Annotated in this window: 12 protein-coding genes; 3 read left to right on the plus strand and 9 right to left on the minus strand. The window is 61.8% G+C overall.

The annotated features are described in order from the left end of the window. Window positions 1-86: 86 nt before the first annotated feature. The 4 genes from AB8B31_RS22480 to AB8B31_RS22495 all read right to left on the minus strand — a co-directional run bounded on the left by AB8B31_RS22480 (window position 87) and on the right by AB8B31_RS22495 (window position 5,878). The gene (locus tag AB8B31_RS22480) at window positions 87-2,441 is read right to left on the minus strand and encodes a transglycosylase domain-containing protein (RefSeq protein WP_439007509.1); all 2,355 of its coding nucleotides are present in this window, start codon (window positions 2,439-2,441) and stop codon (window positions 87-89) included. A 211-nt stretch (window positions 2,442-2,652) separates the two neighbouring features. Then, the gene (locus tag AB8B31_RS22485; RefSeq protein ID WP_018244288.1) at window positions 2,653-2,874 is read right to left on the minus strand and encodes a hypothetical protein; all 222 of its coding nucleotides are present in this window, start codon (window positions 2,872-2,874) and stop codon (window positions 2,653-2,655) included. A 545-nt stretch (window positions 2,875-3,419) separates the two neighbouring features. Then, the gene (locus AB8B31_RS22490) at window positions 3,420-4,088 is read right to left on the minus strand and encodes an SH3 domain-containing protein (RefSeq protein ID WP_018244289.1); all 669 of its coding nucleotides are present in this window, start codon (window positions 4,086-4,088) and stop codon (window positions 3,420-3,422) included. Between the two features lie 401 nt (window positions 4,089-4,489). Continuing rightward, window positions 4,490-5,878 (minus strand): M20/M25/M40 family metallo-hydrolase, encoded by a 1,389-nt coding sequence (locus tag AB8B31_RS22495; protein WP_065277034.1) that lies wholly within the window; start codon window positions 5,876-5,878, stop codon window positions 4,490-4,492. Window positions 5,879-6,092: 214 nt separating this feature from the next. Between AB8B31_RS22495 and AB8B31_RS22500 the strand changes: the two genes are divergently transcribed. Next, window positions 6,093-8,477: a bifunctional diguanylate cyclase/phosphodiesterase gene (locus AB8B31_RS22500; protein WP_130813513.1), complete on the plus strand. Its 2,385-nt coding sequence runs from the start codon at window positions 6,093-6,095 to the stop codon at window positions 8,475-8,477. A gap of 108 nt (window positions 8,478-8,585) precedes the next feature. Here AB8B31_RS22500 and AB8B31_RS22505 read toward each other — a convergent pair whose 3' ends face one another. Continuing rightward, window positions 8,586-9,002: a MarR family winged helix-turn-helix transcriptional regulator gene (locus tag AB8B31_RS22505; protein ID WP_003544385.1), complete on the minus strand. Its 417-nt coding sequence runs from the start codon at window positions 9,000-9,002 to the stop codon at window positions 8,586-8,588. Between the two features lie 545 nt (window positions 9,003-9,547). Between AB8B31_RS22505 and polA the strand changes: the two genes are divergently transcribed. Both polA and AB8B31_RS22515 read left to right on the plus strand, forming a co-directional pair. Continuing rightward, window positions 9,548-12,547: a DNA polymerase I gene (polA, locus tag AB8B31_RS22510; protein WP_065277026.1), complete on the plus strand. Its 3,000-nt coding sequence runs from the start codon at window positions 9,548-9,550 to the stop codon at window positions 12,545-12,547. A 170-nt stretch (window positions 12,548-12,717) separates the two neighbouring features. Further along, window positions 12,718-15,063, plus strand: a complete 2,346-nt coding sequence (locus AB8B31_RS22515) for a DNA translocase FtsK (RefSeq protein ID WP_065277025.1) — start codon at window positions 12,718-12,720, stop codon at window positions 15,061-15,063. On the opposite strand, the gene AB8B31_RS22520 is transcribed toward AB8B31_RS22515, so the two are convergent. Genes AB8B31_RS22520 through AB8B31_RS22535 form a run of 4 tightly spaced genes read right to left on the minus strand, consistent with a single transcriptional unit; the run spans window position 15,060 to window position 18,055 of the window. Next, entirely contained in the window at window positions 15,060-15,593 is a 534-nt protein-coding gene (locus tag AB8B31_RS22520; protein ID WP_065277024.1) for a GrpB family protein, read from the minus strand. The genes AB8B31_RS22515 and AB8B31_RS22520 overlap by 4 nt on opposite strands. Window positions 15,594-15,613: 20 nt before the next feature. Next, window positions 15,614-16,210, minus strand: a complete 597-nt coding sequence (phnN, locus tag AB8B31_RS22525; protein ID WP_018244296.1) for a phosphonate metabolism protein/1,5-bisphosphokinase (PRPP-forming) PhnN — start codon at window positions 16,208-16,210, stop codon at window positions 15,614-15,616. Then, entirely contained in the window at window positions 16,207-17,346 is a 1,140-nt protein-coding gene (locus AB8B31_RS22530) for an alpha-D-ribose 1-methylphosphonate 5-triphosphate diphosphatase (RefSeq protein WP_028731839.1), read from the minus strand. The genes phnN and AB8B31_RS22530 overlap by 4 nt, the downstream gene beginning before the upstream one ends. Window positions 17,347-17,359: 13 nt before the next feature. Next, window positions 17,360-18,055, minus strand: coding sequence for a DUF1045 domain-containing protein (locus AB8B31_RS22535; RefSeq protein WP_065277023.1), 696 nt, complete (start codon window positions 18,053-18,055; stop codon window positions 17,360-17,362). Window positions 18,056-18,104 lie beyond the last annotated feature (49 nt).

Consider the following 18,104-nt stretch of genomic DNA (forward strand, 5'->3'; position numbering starts at 1 on the left):
CGAAGACCTAAAGCGCGAGGAGCGATTCTGAAAGATCGCGATGCGCTTTAGAGCATCGGGCTTGTGTTGGACGTGCAGCAAAGATCTCACTGGCCCATGATCAGATCGAGCAGCGTCGTGCGCCGCGGCTGGACAGAAGAGGTTGTCTGCGCGCCTCCGACATCCCCGGGTGGCACCACGCCCTCATAGTTCGAGCCGCCGCCTTCGGCAATGTCTGCGGGCGGAACCGGGCCATTGCCGGAGCTTGCCGCCTGCTGCCGGACAGGCGCTTGCGGATAGCGGTTTGCATTGTCGTCGCCGCCGAAGACGCCGGAAATGATACCGCCGATCGTCGACGGCGGCGCCTCGGCCGTCATCGGTTGCCCGCTGCCCAACTGCCCATCGCCCGTTTGTCCATCACCAGGGGCTGCCTGCGCCATCGGCTGACCATTGTTCGGATCGGCGATCAACTGGCCGTTGCCGAAGAGCGGTGCCGGCGAAAGACCCTTGTGGGCGGCGATCATGAATTCCTTCCAGGCCTTGGCGGGCAAGCCGCCGCCTGTCACCTTCTTCATCGGCTTGCCGTCGTCATTGCCGAACCAGACCCCCGTGGTGAGGTTGCTGGTGAAGCCGACGAAGAGCGCGTCGCGCGAATTCTGCGTTGTGCCGGTCTTTCCCGCCGCCTGCCAGCCTGGGATCTTAGCGCTCTTGCCGGTGCCGTTGTCGATGACGCCCATCATCATCGCATCCATCTCGGCGACGATCTGCTCGGAGAGCACGCGCGGCGGGCTGTCATAGGTATTTTCGTAGAGAACCTTCCCTTCGGCAGTCGTCACCCGGCGGATGACGTGCGGCGTCGCCTTGTAGCCGCCGTTCATGAAGGCGGCATAGGAGGCGGTAAGTTCCATCAGCGACACCTCGGACGTACCGAGCGCGATCGAGGCGTTCGGCTGCAGCTCGCTTTCGATGCCGAGCCGGTGGGCAAGCTTGATCACCTGATCCGGCCCGTCATACATCACCAGCTGGGCGGCCACCGTGTTCAGCGACTTGGCCAGCGCGGTCGCCAGCGTCACTTCGCCATTGTATTTCTTCTCGTAATTTTCGGGCGTCCAGTCACCAATCCGGATCGGCGCGTCGTTGAACACCGAATAGGGCGTCAGCCCCTTCTCGAGTGCTGCGGCATAGACGAAGGGCTTGAACGAGGAACCCGGCTGGCGTTTGGCCTTGACGGCGCGGTTGAACTGGCTCGTCGCATAGTCCCTGCCGCCGACGAGCGCCCGGATCGCGCCGGTGCCGTCGATCGAGACGAGGGCCGCCTGCGAGGCGTCGAGCTTCCCGCCCTCCTTGTCGAGCACGTCGACCAGCGATTGCTCGGCCTTCTTTTCCAGCGACTTGTCGATCGTCGTATCGACGATGACGTCTTCCTTGACGTCGCCGATCAGACCCGGCAGCTCGTCCATCACCATGTCGGCGACATAGTGCCCGGCGCCCGACCAGTAGCTCTTGGCCGAAGCCGGGGTCTGTGACATCGCCGTCTTGACCTCGGAATCGGTGATGAAACCCTGTTCGCGCATTGCTGCGAGCACGAGTTGGGCGCGGGCATTCGCCGCGTCGGCATCGCGGGCCGGCGAAAGCCGCGACGGCGCCTTGAGCAGGCCGGCCAGCACCGCGGCCTCGCCGAGGTTCACGTCACGCGCCGATTTGTTGAAGTAGCGGCGTGATGCCGCCTCGACGCCATAGGCGTTCGATCCGAAGAACACCCGGTTGAGATACACCGCAAGGATCTGGTCCTTGGTGTATTTCTGCTCCAGCCACAGCGCGAGCAGCACCTCCTGCACCTTACGTTCCAGCGTCCTGTCCGGGGAGAGGAAGAGGTTCTTGGCAAGCTGCTGCGTCAGCGTCGAGCCACCCTGCACCATGTGGCCGGCCGTGAAGTTGGTCACGATCGCCCGGCCGAGGCCGAGCGGATCGACGCCGAAATGCGAATAGAAACGCCGATCCTCGATGGCGATGACGGCTTCCGGAATATAGGGCGACATGTTTTCGAGCGACAGCGCCTCGCCGCCGGTCGCGCCGCGATTGGCGATGACGCTGCCGTCGACGGCGGTAATCTTCACATTCGGCGGCCGTTCCGGGATCGCCCATGTGCTGGCGCTCGGCATGCGCGAGCCATAATAGACCACAAGCCCGGCAACGCCGATGCCCGCCCAGATGAAAAGCACGACGCACCAGTAGATGACGCGGCGCAGGAATCCGAAAAACCCGCCGCCTTCACGCTCCCGCGGCTCGCGCCGCCGCCGGGGGGCTGCACGTTGCGGCGGGGGTTTCGAGCCGCCGCGGCGCTGGGATCGGCCTCCGGCAATGCGATCGTCGGCATCGAGCGAGAATTCGTCATCGTCGCGCGCCGGGCGGCCGCTGAAGGACGGTTCTATTCTGTCGCCTGATCTGCCTCTGCCTGCCATCGCGGACCGGTCACACCCCATGTTCGATCGCGAAGCCAGCTTCGCATAACGGTGCTCTTCTCCAGCGCCGCGCGTCTTTTCAGACGCGCAAAGGACGCTGGAGCACTTTGAGTGCCGCCGTGATCATCCGACTGAACTGTAAATGCGGCGATTTAACGGGGTGTTAATAATGGAAAGTAAGGCAGATCGCGCCGGGCGACAGCATTGGCCTTCAGAACTGCCGGGCCTCGTAATCGTCGAGCGTTTCCGGGTCCTGCTTATATTCCCACTCGCCCAGATGAAAGCGGCGCCAGATCTGGCCGGAAGGGTTGAGGCTCGCCCCATCGGTGAGGCGCACAGGCAGGATAGGGTTGTGTTTATGCCAAACGGTAACATCTGTGGCGGCTGCCCGAGGGGCGAAAAGCCCGAAGAAAGCCAGGTAGTCTTGCGTCATCAGGGTCCAGCCTCGAACGGATTAAAATCAATCCGCAACGCCACAAAACTGCAATAAAGAATCCTGCAAAACAAGAGCCTCGCGATGGCTTCACATCAAATTGTCGGTGACCGCATTCGAGGATCGATGCTTCCCCCGCGGTTCCTGTCTTGCGCTCGCCGGCGAAGCGGCGCGCGTCGTGAAAACAAAGGCCCCGAAGTGCGTGGCGTGAGTTACGTGCGATACGACGTGGATTACCGCGCCGCGCGTCTTTTCGAGAAGCGCAAAGGACGCTGTAACACTTTGAATTACTGCATAATTTCGTCCTTAAATTCGATTCCGATTTAAGGAATTATGCAGGAGGCGGAACCAATAGGCTCCGCGATTGTTTAAGTACAAGCGGGACAACCCCTCACGTCCCGCGCATGATCGGCCGTCTCCCCTCAACACGCGCCGATCGACATCAGGCCCGGTGCATCCCGCATGGGAGCGCCGGGCTTTTTCTTGGGTGTTTTCCCTTGGCTTCAAGCCTCGGAAGAGGACGGCGCTGCCGTCCCCTTTCTGTTTCATTCGTCGCAGGAGGGATCGCCGGGGCGGCAATCAAAGTCCCTGCGGTCGGGCCTGCGATCATCGCCTCTCCGGTCGTCCCTCTGCCGTTCACCTCTTTGCCGATCGCCCCTCTGCCGATCGTCCCTTTGATTGTCGTCGCGCCAGTCACGATTGCGGTCGCGCCCATCTCGGTCGCCATCCCGCTCGCGCCAGTTACGGTCGCGATCCCGGTTATCCCGATCGCGATCGCGATCCCGATTGTCGCGGTCGCGATAGTAATAGTCCGGGCCGCGGCTCCAGCGGTCACGGTCGCGATAGAAATCGCGGTTGCGGTAGTAGCGGTCCCAATAATTGTCGACGCTGAAGCGAATCATCGGAATGCCGAGCGGACGGTAATATTGCGGGCCGACATAGACGCGGCGCTGCTGGTAGGAGGCCTGCACGTACTGGCCGGAAACCCAGCCGCGGCCGCCGTAGAATTCCACGTCGCACCAGTTGACGTCGGAAAGGCATCCGCGGATTTCGACGGAAGAACCAGCCGGGATGACCGCGACGGCAGGATAACGGGTGCTCGGACCCGCACGCATGTTGACGTTCGCCGTCGAGTAGCCCTCGGCAGCCTGCGCTACGGCAGGCGCCAGCATAAGCAGGCCGACCGCTGCGATTTTAACAAAGAGATTTTTCACGCTTCTCAGTCCTTGTTGGCACGTTTTTCAGGCAGCGCTGGGCCGCGTTTCCTTGGCATATGCCACTGAAACAAAAGATAGACGGATCGCCCGCAGGTGTTTAGGGCGTTATCATTCGTCTTATCTTTCAATGGCTTATACGTCGCTCGCGATGAATGTAGCTTGAACGGCGAAATGTCTGTCAGCGCCCTTGGAGCCGCGAGTGGTGCTTCCGGCAAGGGCGGGCACTGTTAACGGTCCGTTAACCTTTCGGCGGCAGTCTCATTGCAATACCCGCTTGCTCCTTGACCACGGATGAACTGGCACTGAGATGAGCGGATGACGAAAGGCCGGGTCGAACCGGCCTTTTTGTTTGTCGCGACTTTGCGTGGCGCATCTTGATGGAAGGTGCGCCTTTTCCTTCAGGCAGCGAGCGACTGAAGAATCCGCACCCAGGAGCGGATGCCCTTGTGGTAGGAGATAAGCTCGTATTTCTCGTTCGGCGAGTGGATGCGATCATCGCTGAGGCCAAAGCCGACGAGCAGCGATTCCATGCCGAGCATCTTCTGGAAATCCCCGACGATCGGGATCGACCCGCCCATGCCGATGACGATGGCGGGTTTCGGCCACTCGTCGGAAAGCGCGTTCTTCGCCTTTGTCAGAACCGGCGAATCATAGGAGAGATGAATTGCCGGCGAGCCGCCATGCGGATGGAACTCCACCGAGCAATCGGCGGGAATCTTCGAGCTGATGTAGCTGCGGAAAGCTTCGCGGATGGCGGCCGGATCCTGCGTGCCGACAAGCCGGAACGAAACCTTGGCCGAAGCCTTGGCAGCGATCACCGTCTTGAAGCCTTCGCCGGTATACCCGCCCCAGATACCATTGATTTCGGCGGTCGGCCGGGCCCAGGTGAGTTCCAGCACCGAACGGCCCTTCTCGCCGGATGGAATGGAAAGGCCGACTTCGCCGAGGAAGCTCTCCGCGGTCTTGCCGAGCGTCTCCCATGATGCCTTGATGTTGTCAGGCGTTTCCTCGACGCCGTCATAGAATCCGTCAAGCGTGATGCGGCCGGTCTCGTCATGCAGGCCGGCAAGAGCCTCGACGAGAATATGGATCGGATTGGCAGCCGCGCCGCCGAAGAGACCGGAATGCAGGTCGCGGTCGGCGGCCGTCACGATCACTTCCTCGCCGACGAGGCCGCGCAGCGCTGCGGCGATCGCCGGCGTGTCGCGGTCCCACATGCCGGTATCGCAGACGAGCGCATAATCGGCCTTGAGCTCTGCGGCATTGGCTTCGAGGAAGGGCTTCAGGGACGGCGAACCGGATTCCTCCTCGCCCTCGAAGAGAATGGTAATGCGGCAGGGAAGCGCGCCGTTGATCTCCTTATAGGCGCGACAAGCCTCGACGAAGGTCATCAACTGGCCCTTGTCGTCGGAGGTGCCGCGGCCGGTCAGGATCTTGCGGCCCTCGCCGACATCCTTGATCGATGGCTCGAACGGGTCGTTTTCCCAGAGTTCGATTGGGTCGACCGGCTGAACGTCGTAATGGCCGTAGAAGAGAACATGCGGCGCATCGGCAGACGCGCCGGCATGATGGGCGACGACCATCGGATGGCCTGGTGTATCGCGCACCGAGGCCGCAAAGCCGAGCGTCCCGAGATAAGCGACGAGCCATTCCGCAGCCTTTCGGCATTCGGCTTTGTAGGCGGGATCGGTGGATATCGACTGGATGCGCAGAAGCTCGAACAGCTTGTCGAGGCTCGATGGAAGATTCTGATCCGCGCGCGCAAGCACTTGACGTACATCGGTCATTTTCGACTCCTTTTTGAAATTCGGCCGGACGATAGACCAAACCAGATAGGCAGGCGAGGCGGAAAAACAAAAAATCGGCGGCGCGAAAGACCGGCGGGGCATAGACTAATATCAAGAAGATTTGCTGGATAATATAGAAGGGAATTCTAATTCAATTTACCGTTATTTAGCATAACCTAAATAGCCTGACCGAATTCAGCTGTGCGAGGTTCGGATGTTTTCGGTCATTACATGTATTCGGGACAACCACGATTGGCGGCTGGTGCTTGCGGCTGCCGCCGTCTGCCTGGTCGGCGCTACGGCGGCTATGCTGCTGCTTTCCCGCGCCCAGGAATGCGATGCCGGGCGGCGCAAGCTCTGGATCGGCGCCTCGGCTTTCGCTTTCGGCACCGGCGTATGGGCAACGCACTTCATCGCGATGCTGGCCTATGACGGCGGCATGCCGATCGGCTACCAACTGGGCCTGACGACGCTCTCTTTCCTCCTGTCGGTTGTCGGTTCGTGGGCGGCGATCCTCGTCGCTTCGGAAAGCCGCGGCAGATTTTCTCGCATCCGCGGCGGCGTCCTGATGGCGCTCGGCATCGCCTCCATGCACCTGACCGGCATGCAGGCGATCGAAACGCAGGCGGTCATCCTTTATGATCCCTTGATGACGCTGAGTGCGGTTCTCGCAGGAGCGCTGTTGTCGGGCGCCGCCTTCCACGCCTTTTTCCAATTGAAGGGACTGAGGCGGCTCCTCGCCTCGTCAATCACTTTCGTCCTCGCGATCTGCGCTCTCCATTTCATCTCGATGGCTAGCATCACGCTGGTGCCGGATCCCGGCAAGCAAGTTCCGGCAACGGTGCTCGACGCCAGCCTGCTTGCTGTGATCGTCGTGGTGGCGGCGACGACGCTCATTCTGATTGCGCTCGCGGTGGTCTTTATCGAAAGCCACCTAACGGATCTGAGGGGGCTTGCGAATGCCTCGCAGGAAGGGCTGCTGATCCTGCGGGAAGGCCGGATCATCGATGCCAATGAACGCTTCCAGGGGCTTTCCGGCTGGAAGCTTGCCGATCTTGCCGGCAAGGCGCCCTCGGCTGTTTTGTCCGCTATTCAGGGAACTGGGCAGAACAGACCCAGCGAGACGCTGCTCAACACCAGGAACGGCAGGGAGATCGCCGTCGAAGTGACCGCGAGCAGGATCGTCTATCGTGGGCACAATTGCGAGGTGCTGGCGGTGCGTGATCTCACCGAGCGCAGGCAGGCCGAGGAGATGATCGAGCATCTCGCCCACCACGACGTGCTCACCGATCTGCCGAACAGGTCGCTGTTCGATACCCGCATCCGGCAGGCGCTGCAGATGGCCGAACGAAAGGACAGCGAGGTTGCCCTCTTCTATCTCGACCTCGATCGCTTCAAGGCCGTCAACGATATCTTCGGTCATGCCGAAGGCGACCGCATTCTCCGCAAGGTCGCCTCAATCCTGCGCCGCGTGGCCGATGAGAGTGATACGATCGCCCGCCTCGGCGGCGATGAATTCGCCATCATTCAGCCCGCCGGGCAACAGCCGGCGGCGGCGCAGAAGCTTGCGGCTGATATCCTCGACGAATTCGCCGCCGAGATGGACACGGCGCGTGACCCCACAGCCGTCGGCGTCAGCGTCGGCATCGCACTCTATCCCGCGGATGGCGCTGCTGCTGAAGAACTCTGCAACAATGCCGATACTGCACTCTACCGCGTCAAGCATGACGGTCGCGGCAAGGTCTGTTTCTTCGACGCGGAAATGGACAAGGCGGCACGGAACCGCCGCCAGATCGAAAGCGAACTGCGCCATGCGATCTCCCGCAACCAGATCCATGTCAGCTATCAGCCGATCCTCGATGCGCAGAGCGGCGAGATCGGCGGCTACGAGGCCCTGATGCGCTGGAACCGGCCAGGTTACGGCCTGACCGAGCCCGATATCTTCATCCCGATCGCCGAGGAAAGCGGCTCGATCGTCCAACTCGGCGAATGGGTGTTGCTGCAGGCCTGCAGGGAGGCCGTGCGCTGGCCGCTGCCGCTGATGATCGCCGTCAATCTCTCACCGGTGCAATTCATGCTGCCGAACCTCTGTGAGCGGATCGAGTCGATCCTCGCCGAAACCGGGCTTGCGCCCAGCCGGCTGGAGCTCGAGATCACCGAGGCGGCCCTCATTCGCGATCGCGACCGGGTGATGACGACGCTGCTGCGGCTACACAAGCTCGGCGTGCACATCGTCATGGATGATTTCGGCACCGGTTTTTCCTCGCTGTCCAACCTGCGTTCATTCCCTTTCGACAAGATCAAGGTCGACCGCAGTTTCACCGGCGTGCTGGAACATGATGCGTCGGCACGCTCGATCGTGCGCGCCATCATCGGCCTTGGTCATAGCCTCGGCATGCCTGTCGTGACGGAGGGCGTGGAAACGGAGATGCAGCGCCGGATCGTCGTCGAGGAAGGCTGCGCGCAAGTGCAGGGCCTTTTACTCGGCAAGCCGGATATCGAGCCGAGCGTCAAGCTTGCCGCCGACGAAAACGTCCTGACCATGCAGATCGAAACCGGCGTGTCCCTATTGCGACGCGCACAGCGTGCCGGCGAGTGACAGCGCCGCGCGTCTTTTCAGACGCGCAAAAAACGCTGTAACACTTTGAATTGCTGCATAATTTTATCCTTAAATCGATTATGATTTGAGGATAAAATTATGCAGCGGTCAGAGCGCCTTGGCGTTTTCCAGCAGCCGGCGGATATATTCGAGCGTCAGCTCGCGCTCGAAAACCCGGAAACCTTTAAACAGCGCAAGGTCGGCCTCACGCGCGGTCTCGATCGCCTCGGCCTCCATGGCGCGGGCCCTCGGCGTCAGGAAGAGCAGTTGCGCCCGCTTGTCGGACGGATGCGGCCGGCGCTCGATCAGCCCGTCGCGGACCATGCGCGAAAGCGTATTGGCCATGGTCGCCTGCTCGATATCGACCCGCTCGAGAAGCTGTTTCTGGGTCAGCCCGTCCTCGGCCCAGAGTTCCAGCAGGATGGGGAACTGGCCCGGAGAAAAACCAAGCCCGACCGCGCGCTGGTGCAGCGAGCGGGCAAAACCCTTCGCCAGCTGGCTGGCAAGGTAGGCTCCCGAATCCATGCGGTTAAATCCCATGATTGCAAGTTAGGCTCAAAACCATGCCGGAGACAATGCAGCAAATCGCATACGATGCTCCTTAACATGCAAGCCGTGATGATAATTTCGAGTGCCTCGAAAAAACAAAAGTCGCCATGGCCTGGAGGTTGGCCATGGCGACTTTAAAGTGGGGACAAAGGCCCGGAGAGGGGGATAAGGCCTTTGTCCAAGCCTGACGCGGCGGGGGACAAGCCGGTAATCAGACCCGCGACGCAATCAAGCGCCGGTGACATGGATTTGTGGCTCAGAATGTGGTTTTTCAAGGGAGGGCGATCGTTACAAATCGGTAACAGTTTGGTGAGCTGGAATCGCTGCCGCACAATTCCTGAGATCGGAATCGATGGAAGGATAAAATTGTGCAGCAACGCCAAGTGCTCAGCGTCCTTTGCGCGTCCGAAAAGACGCGCGGCGCTGTGTGACGCTCCGAACGCCACAATCCTTTTCGCGCGCCGAACTTTATGCCGAACTCTATATGGACCTCGTCCGATGCCCGCGCTATCCATGCACGCATGAAAAAAGGCGATCACCTCTTCCTAGTCGATGGTTCCGGATTCATCTTCCGGGCGTTTCATGCATTGCCGCCGCTGACCCGCAAGACCGACGGCCTGCCGATCGGCGCCGTGTCCGGTTTCTGCAACATGCTGTGGAAGCTGCTGAGGGATGCGCGCAATACCGATGTCGGTGTGACGCCGACACATCTTGCCGTCATCTTCGATTATTCCGCCAAGACGTTTCGCAAGGATCTCTACGACGCCTACAAGGCGAACCGCTCCGCCCCGCCGGAAGAGCTCATCCCGCAATTCGGCCTTATAAGAGAGGCGACCCGCGCCTTCAATCTGCCCTGCATCGAGACCGAAGGCTTCGAAGCCGACGACATTATCGCCACCTATGCCCGCCAGGCCGAGGCAACCGGCGCCGATGTCACCATCGTCTCCTCCGACAAGGATCTGATGCAGCTCGTCAGCCCCAATGTCCATATGTATGACAGCATGAAGGACAAGCAGATCGGCATTCCCGATGTCATCGAGAAATGGGGCGTGCCGCCGGAAAAGATGATCGACCTGCAGGCGATGACCGGTGATTCCGTCGACAACGTTCCCGGCATTCCGGGCATCGGCCCGAAAACCGCCGCCCAGCTGCTTGAGGAGTACGGCGATCTCGACACGCTGCTCGAACGCGCCACCGAGATTAAGCAGGTCAAGCGCCGCGAGACGATCCTCGCCAATATCGACATGGCCAGGCTCTCGCGCGACCTCGTGCGGCTGCGCACCGATGTGCCGCTCGATCTCGATCTCGACGCGCTGGTTCTGGAATCGCAGAACGGCCCGAAGCTGATCGGCTTCCTGAAGACGATGGAATTCACCACGCTGACGCGCCGCGTCGCCGAGGCCTGCGATTGCGATGCGAGCGCCATCGAACCGGCGATCGTTCGCATCGAATGGGGCGAGACCGCCCGCGGCCCGGATCTCGATGCCGCGGAGCCCGAGCCTGTTGCCGGCGGCATCCCCGAGGTCTCGGGCGAATCCGTGCCGATGCCGCCGCGTGCGAAGGCGAAGAGCGCCGTCGAAGGCGCCTTTTCGCCCGCCGATCTTGCCAAGGCGCGGGCCGAGGCCTTTGCAACGCTGCCCTTCGATCATTCGGCCTATGTCACGATCCGCGACCTGGCGACGCTCGACCGCTGGATCGCCGATGCGCGCGCTACCGGACTCGTTGCTTTCGATACCGAGACCACGTCGCTGGATGCGATGCAGGCCGAACTTGTTGGCTTTTCGCTGGCGATCGCCGACAATACGGCCGATCCCACCGGCACGAAGATCCGCGCCGCCTATGTGCCGCTTGTCCACAAGAACGGCGTCGGTGATCTGCTCGGCGGCGGCCTTGCCGACAACCAGATCCCGTTGCGCGATGCCCTGCCGCGGCTGAAGGCATTGCTGGAGGACGAAGCGGTTCTCAAGGTCGCCCAGAACCTGAAATACGACTACCTGCTGTTGAAGCGCTACGGCATCGAGACCAGGAGTTTCGACGACACAATGCTGATCTCCTACGTGCTCGACGCCGGCACCGGCGCGCATGGCATGGATCCGCTCTCGGAAAAATTCCTCGGCCATACCCCGATCCCCTACAAGGACGTGGCGGGCAGCGGCAAGGCGAACGTCACCTTCGATCTGGTCGACATCGACCGCGCCACCCACTATGCCGCCGAAGATGCCGACGTGACGCTGCGCCTCTGGCTGGTGCTGAAGCCCCGGCTGGCGGCAGCAGGGCTGACCAGCGTCTATGAACGGCTGGAGCGGCCGCTATTGCCCGTGCTTGCGCGTATGGAAGCGCGCGGCATCACCGTCGACCGGCAGATCCTGTCGCGGCTCTCCGGCGAGCTGGCCCAGGGTGCAGCAAGGCTGGAGGACGAGATCTACGTGCTGGCCGGCGAACGTTTCAATATCGGCTCGCCGAAGCAGTTGGGCGATATCCTGTTCGGCAAGATGGGCCTTTCCGGCGGCAGCAAGACAAAGACAGGCCAATGGTCCACCTCCGCGCAGGTGCTCGAGGACCTGGCCGCCGCCGGTTTCGAACTGCCGCGCAAGATCGTCGACTGGCGCCAGGTCACCAAGCTGAAATCCACCTATACCGACGCGCTTCCCGGTTACGTTCACCCCGAGACCAAGCGGGTCCACACCTCCTATTCGCTGGCATCGACGACCACGGGGCGTCTGTCCTCCTCCGAGCCGAACCTGCAGAATATTCCGGTGCGCACCGCAGAAGGCCGCAAGATCCGCACCGCCTTCATCTCGACGCCTGGCCACAAGCTGATCTCTGCCGACTACAGCCAGATCGAACTGCGCGTGCTTGCCCATGTGGCCGAGATCCCGCAGCTGACCAAGGCCTTCGAAGATGGCGTCGACATCCACGCCATGACGGCGTCGGAAATGTTCGGCGTGCCGGTGGAAGGCATGCCGGGCGAGGTGCGCCGCCGCGCCAAGGCAATCAATTTCGGCATCATCTACGGCATTTCGGCCTTCGGGCTTGCCAATCAGCTTTCGATCGAGCGTTCGGAAGCCGGCGACTACATCAAGAAGTATTTCGAGCGCTTCCCCGGCATCCGCGACTATATGGAAAGCCGAAAGGCCATGGCGCGCGACAAGGGTTATGTCGAAACGATCTTCGGTCGCCGCATCAACTATCCCGACATCCGCTCTTCCAATCCATCCGTGCGCGCCTTCAACGAGCGTGCGGCGATCAATGCGCCGATCCAGGGTTCGGCTGCCGACGTCATCCGCCGGGCGATGATCAAGATAGAGCCGGCGCTTGTTGAAGTCGGCCTTGCCGATCGCGTCCGCATGCTGCTGCAGGTGCACGACGAACTCATCTTTGAGGTCGAGGACCAAGATGTCGAAAAGGCGATGCCGGTCATCGTCTCGGTGATGGAAAACGCCACCATGCCGGCGCTGGAAATGCGTGTGCCGCTGAGGGTCGATGCACGCGCCGCCACCAATTGGGACGAGGCGCACTAACGACTTCCCCAAATTGGCAAAGATTTTTCTCACTGCCAGAGCTCATTGAAAGTGCAGCGATTTATCCCAACGGGTCGTATCGGAACGATACGGCAGGAAGGAACTTATTAACCTTCCTTTTCTATCCCGGTAGGGTCGTAATTTGCAAAGCATGAGTGAGTAGCGGACGCATGCGTTTTCCCAGAACCAATTTGACTGATGCCGGAGATTTTTCCAGCGAGATTGAAACGGACCTTCCGGCGGAAAACCCAGGGGAGAAGCCGGCGCCACCCATCTGGCAGAGCAACTTTTCCCTCGCGCCGAATGTCCGTTTCACCCGTACGCCGGAAACGCTGATCAGCAGGCGGCGCGCGCCGAATGAGCCCGTTCGCGATGATTCGCAGATTGGACAGCAGGCGATACGGATAGAGCCGGTCGCCGTCGACGTGCCCTTCGATATCTATCTGCCAGAGCCGGACGAAATTTCCGCAGCACCGCACAGGGTCGAACTGCAGCAGTCACCTTTGCCTGACCAGCCCGGCGCGCCGGCTTTCCGCGCCAGCGCCGAGCTTTCCTCCATTTCGGATTTCGCCTTCTGGGAAGTCATGGCCTTCGAAGAGGCCGAGCCGGTTCGCGCACCGCCCTTGATATCGTTCCCGAAGACCGAGACCTCGCCCGAATCGATCACGTCGCTGTTCCGGATCATGGAATGGCGTCCTGGCCGGTCGGCCCCTGCTCCCATCACCTCCCGCCCGCTCCCGCAGCCGGCTGCGATCTCCGCAAAGGTCGCCGTGCGCCCTCCGGCCGCCCCGTCCCTGGAAAGGCCCAGGCGCATCGCTGTCGAGGCACCGGTCGCGCCCGTACCTCAGGCGGCGCCAACCTCTCGGGTCGCGCCAGCCCCTCAAATTGCATCAGCCCCTCAGGCAGCACCAGCGCCGCAGCGCACGCCGCCTGTCGCCGCGGTCCTGCCGTCGCCGCGCCTGGCCGTGAGGCCCGAAAGGATCGACGCATCCGGCTATGAATTCCCGCCGCGTGCCCTGTTGCAGGAACCGCCGGAACGCCTCGGCGAGATCATGTCGCAGGAGACGCTGGAACAGAATGCCGGGCTTCTGGAAAGCGTGCTGGAAGATTTCGGCATCAAGGGCGAAATCATCCATGTCCGTCCCGGTCCTGTCGTCACCCTCTATGAATTCGAGCCGGCGCCGGGCGTGAAATCGTCGCGGGTCATCGGCCTTGCCGATGATATCGCCCGCTCGATGTCGGCGCTTTCGGCCCGCGTGGCCGTCGTTCCCGGCCGCAACGTCATCGGCATCGAATTGCCGAATGTGACACGTGAAACCGTCTATTTCCGCGAGATGATCGAGAGCCAGGATTTCGAGAAGAGCGGTTACAAGCTGGCGCTCGGCCTCGGCAAAACCATCGGCGGCGAGCCTGTCATCGCCGAGCTCGCCAAGATGCCGCATCTGCTCGTGGCCGGCACCACCGGCTCCGGCAAGTCGGTCGCCATCAACACGATGATCCTGTCGCTGCTCTACCGCATGACGCCGGAACAGTGCCGCCTGATCATGGTCGACCCGAAGATGCTCGAACTGTCAGTCTATGACGGCATCCCGCATCTGCTGACGCCCGTCGTCACCGATCCGAAGAAGGCGGTCATGGCGCTGAAATGGGCCGTGCGCGAAATGGAGGAGCGCTATCGCAAGATGTCGCGCCTCGGCGTGCGCAATATCGATGGCTATAACGACCGCATGGCACAGGCCCGCGAAAAGGGCGAGACCATCCATGTCATGGTCCAGGTCGGCTTCGATAAGGGCACCGGTGTTCCGATCGAGGAAAGCCAGGCGCTGGACCTGACGCCGATGCCTTATATCGTCGTCATCGTCGACGAGATGGCCGACCTGATGATGGTCGCCGGCAAGGACATCGAAGGGGCAATCCAGCGCCTCGCCCAGATGGCCCGCGCCGCCGGCATCCATCTGATCATGGCGACACAGCGTCCGTCGGTCGACGTCATCACCGGCACGATCAAGGCAAACTTCCCGACCCGTATCTCCTTCCAGGTGACCTCGAAGATCGACAGCCGCACCATTCTCGGCGAACAGGGCGCCGAGCAACTGCTCGGTCAGGGAGATATGTTGCATATGCAGGGCGGCGGGCGGATTTCCCGCGTCCACGGTCCTTTCGTCTCGGATGTCGAAGTGGAAAAGGTTGTCGCCCATCTGAAAACCCAGGGCCGCCCGGAATATCTCGACACCGTCACCGCCGACGAGGAGGAAGAGACGGAAGAGGAAGAAGCCGGCGCCGTCTTCGACAAGAGCGCCATGGCCTCGGAAGATGGCAATGAACTCTACGAGCAGGCGGTCAAGGTCGTCATGCGCGACAAGAAGTGCTCGACGTCCTACATCCAGCGCCGCCTCGGCATCGGCTACAACCGCGCCGCCTCACTGGTGGAACGCATGGAAAAGGAAGGTCTCGTCGGCCCGGCCAACCACGTCGGCAAGCGCGAGATCGTCTCGGGACGGGGTGACGGCGATTAATCGGGCGCGGAGTGCGGCTGCGCACTCCACGTCCTCAAGTCTGCCAACCGCAGCGTCTCGCTGACGAACGTGGTTTTTCCGGCGGTGTAAAAATCCCAATCGCCGCCTGCCTCTGCGGCCAGCCGGCGTTTCAGCTCGGCATAAGCCTTGGCTCTCTCGGGGTGAACCCTGAGATAATCGCGAAACAGAATGCGCTCCCGATGTCCGCGATTATCGGGTCCGCAAAGATAGAGCCTGAAGCCATAAGCTTGATGATCACGGGTGAAAGCCCATCGTTGCTCTCCGGTATCGCCGTGGAAGACGAAATCGGCAGCGCGCACCACCTCGATCGCCGTCGACAGGAACTCGTCGGATATCATCACGGCATCAAGGTCGATCTTCGGCTTGGCTGCCAGCCCAGGCACTGATGTGCTGCCGATATGATCGATCGAAAGCAGGCGGTCACCGAGCAGAATCGAGATCTCGGTGCTGATCTCGGCAAACAGCCGCGGCCAAGAGGGATCGTAGTCGACCACTTTGATGGCGCGCATGCCTTTTCCCTCGATCCTGGTCAGTGCGCCTTGGTCAGCAATCCGTCCAGGATCTCGATCATCTTCTGCTCGGCCTCTTCGAGCGAGCCGCTATTGTCGAGCTCCACCACGTCATATTCGCCACGCACGGTCAGCGGTCCGCGGGCGAGCCGGGCCATGATATCCTCATGCGTCTCGCGTCCGCGCGCCTCCAGCCGGCCGGCGAGCACCTCGGGGCGGGCGGTGACGTTGATGACCTTCAGCCGCGGGAAGGCGGCCTGGAAGCGGTGAAGCGCCGAGCGCGAGCCGTTGGCGACAACGACATGGCCTCTGGACAGCGCCACCGAGACCTCGGCGGGAATACCGTATTTCAGGCCGTGCGCTTCCCACCAGACGGCGAAGGAGCCTGATTGCTCCATGGCGGCAAACCCTTGGAGGGAGACGGAAAGATGGTCCTCGCCGCCGGCATCGCGGTGGCGGGTGATGACGCGGCGGACGAAATGCACGTTCTCACGGCCGGCAAAACGCCGGGCGGCGAGGTTCATCAGCGTGTCCTTGCCAGCACCGCTCGGACCGACGACAACGACCATGATGCCGCGCTCGGCACCGGCTCCTGCGTGGGGTTCGTGCGGCATCATGCGACACGGCGTCCTTGGCGCCAGACGGAGCGTGTCACCGGCACGCCGTGCGAACGATGGACGCGGACAAGATCGGCGCGCAGCCCGGTTGCGATCCGGCCGCGATCGTCGAGGCTGACGGTGCGGGCGGGCGTCGACGTCACCATGGCGATCGCCTTCGGCAGGCTGATGCTCTCCACCTCATCGGCGAGGATGAAGGGCGCATGCAGCAGGCTGAGCGGTACGTAGTCGGAGGAAAGCACGTCGAGCACGCCCATCTCGGCAAGGTCGCGGGCGGCGATATTGCCGGAATGCGACTTGCCCCGCACGATGTTCGGCGCGCCCATCAGCACGCTCATGCCATGTTCGTGCGACGCCCGGGCGGCATCGAAACTGGTCGGGAACTCGGCGAGGCGCACACCGTTGTCGATCGCCTCGTCGACATGCGAGAGCGTCGCATCGTCATGGCTTGCCACGGTGATGCCGCGCTCGGCGCAGACCTTGGCGATGGCGTTGCGATGCGGCGTCGAATTGCGCGCCGATTCTGCCTGACGCTTGGCGACGAAACGCGCGAACGCCTCGTCGCTCAGGCCCCGCTTCTTCTGGTAGTAGAAGATATATTGGTCCATCGTCTGGAACTGACGCTGGCCGGGCGCATGATCCATCAGCGAGACGAGCCGCACATGCCGGTCGTTTTCGAAATCGGCGAAGTGTTCGAGCACGTTGTCGGCCGAGACCTCGCAGCGCAAGTGGATGAGGTGCTCGGCGCGCAGCCTGCCTTCCTTCTCCGCCGATTGGATGGCGTCCGCCATCTCGCGCATCTCGCCATGTTCGAAGCCGCCGTCCTCGTCCGCACCCATGCGCAGGCAGTCGAACACCGTGGTGATGCCTGACGTGACGATCTGGGCGTCATGCGCCTGGACTGCGGCGGTCTTGTTCCAGCGAATGCCGGGACGCGGTTGATAATGGCCTTCGAGATGATCGGTGTGCAGCTCGACGAGGCCTGGAATGACGTAGTCGCCTTCGAAATCTTCGCCGGCTACCGAGTTGCCCTCGGAGATGTCGGCAATCTTGCCGTCGCGGATGAGGATCGAGCCTGAGAGGATGTCATCCTCGAGAACGATGCGGGCGTTGGAAAACACGGTCTCTTTGCTCATGTCGTCAGGTCTTTCAGCTTTTGGCGCCGGCAAGCGGCAGCCAGGAATGAACTTTGAACGGCGCACCGCGCGTCTCCTCGATGAAGACGGCAAGGCCGGAAATCGAAAGCGGCCGGCCGATGAAATCGGCAAAACGCTCTGTCAGGATCGCTTTCATCACCTGAGCACGTGTCTCTGGCACTTGGCCGCTCAGCGTCATGTGAAAGCCGAAATCCTCCATGACGTAAGGATAACCCCAGCGCTGCAGATGGGCGCGCTGGCTGTCGCTGAGCTTCTCCGGATTGCGCCGCGCCATATCGGCCTCGGAAAGCGCTGCCCGGAACGGTTCGAATGACCTTACCACTTTCGCGGCGAAATCCTGAAGAGGTTGATGAAGTGAACCGGGAACGAGGGCAAAAAAACGGCCGAGCTGGCCGAGCACGAGCTCAGGAATCTCGAAGGCTTGCGTGCGCTGGGCAAAATCCTCGGCAACGGTCATGAGATCCTTCTCGGTGACCGAGGAGGCGAGGGAAAAGGGCGCCTTGATCGTGGCGTGAAAGCCGTAACGGCGCGGGTCGGCGGTCAGCTCGAACTGTTCAGGCGCACCCAGTTGCTCATATTCCGGTGCGGGGTAGGACTCGCCGGTGAAAGCATTGCGGCCGAGCCAAAGCGAGGCCGCGCCGGTCAGGGGATCATCCTTCGGCGGCGAGAAATAGAGAGCGTAGCGCAAGGCTTTTATCCTGGAGATCGTCCAAACGGGGAGGGCACTGTGCAGTGAT

Source organism: Rhizobium sp. 62_C5_N11_2 (assembly GCF_051811185.1).
Classification (GTDB): domain Bacteria; phylum Pseudomonadota; class Alphaproteobacteria; order Rhizobiales; family Rhizobiaceae; genus Rhizobium; species Rhizobium leguminosarum.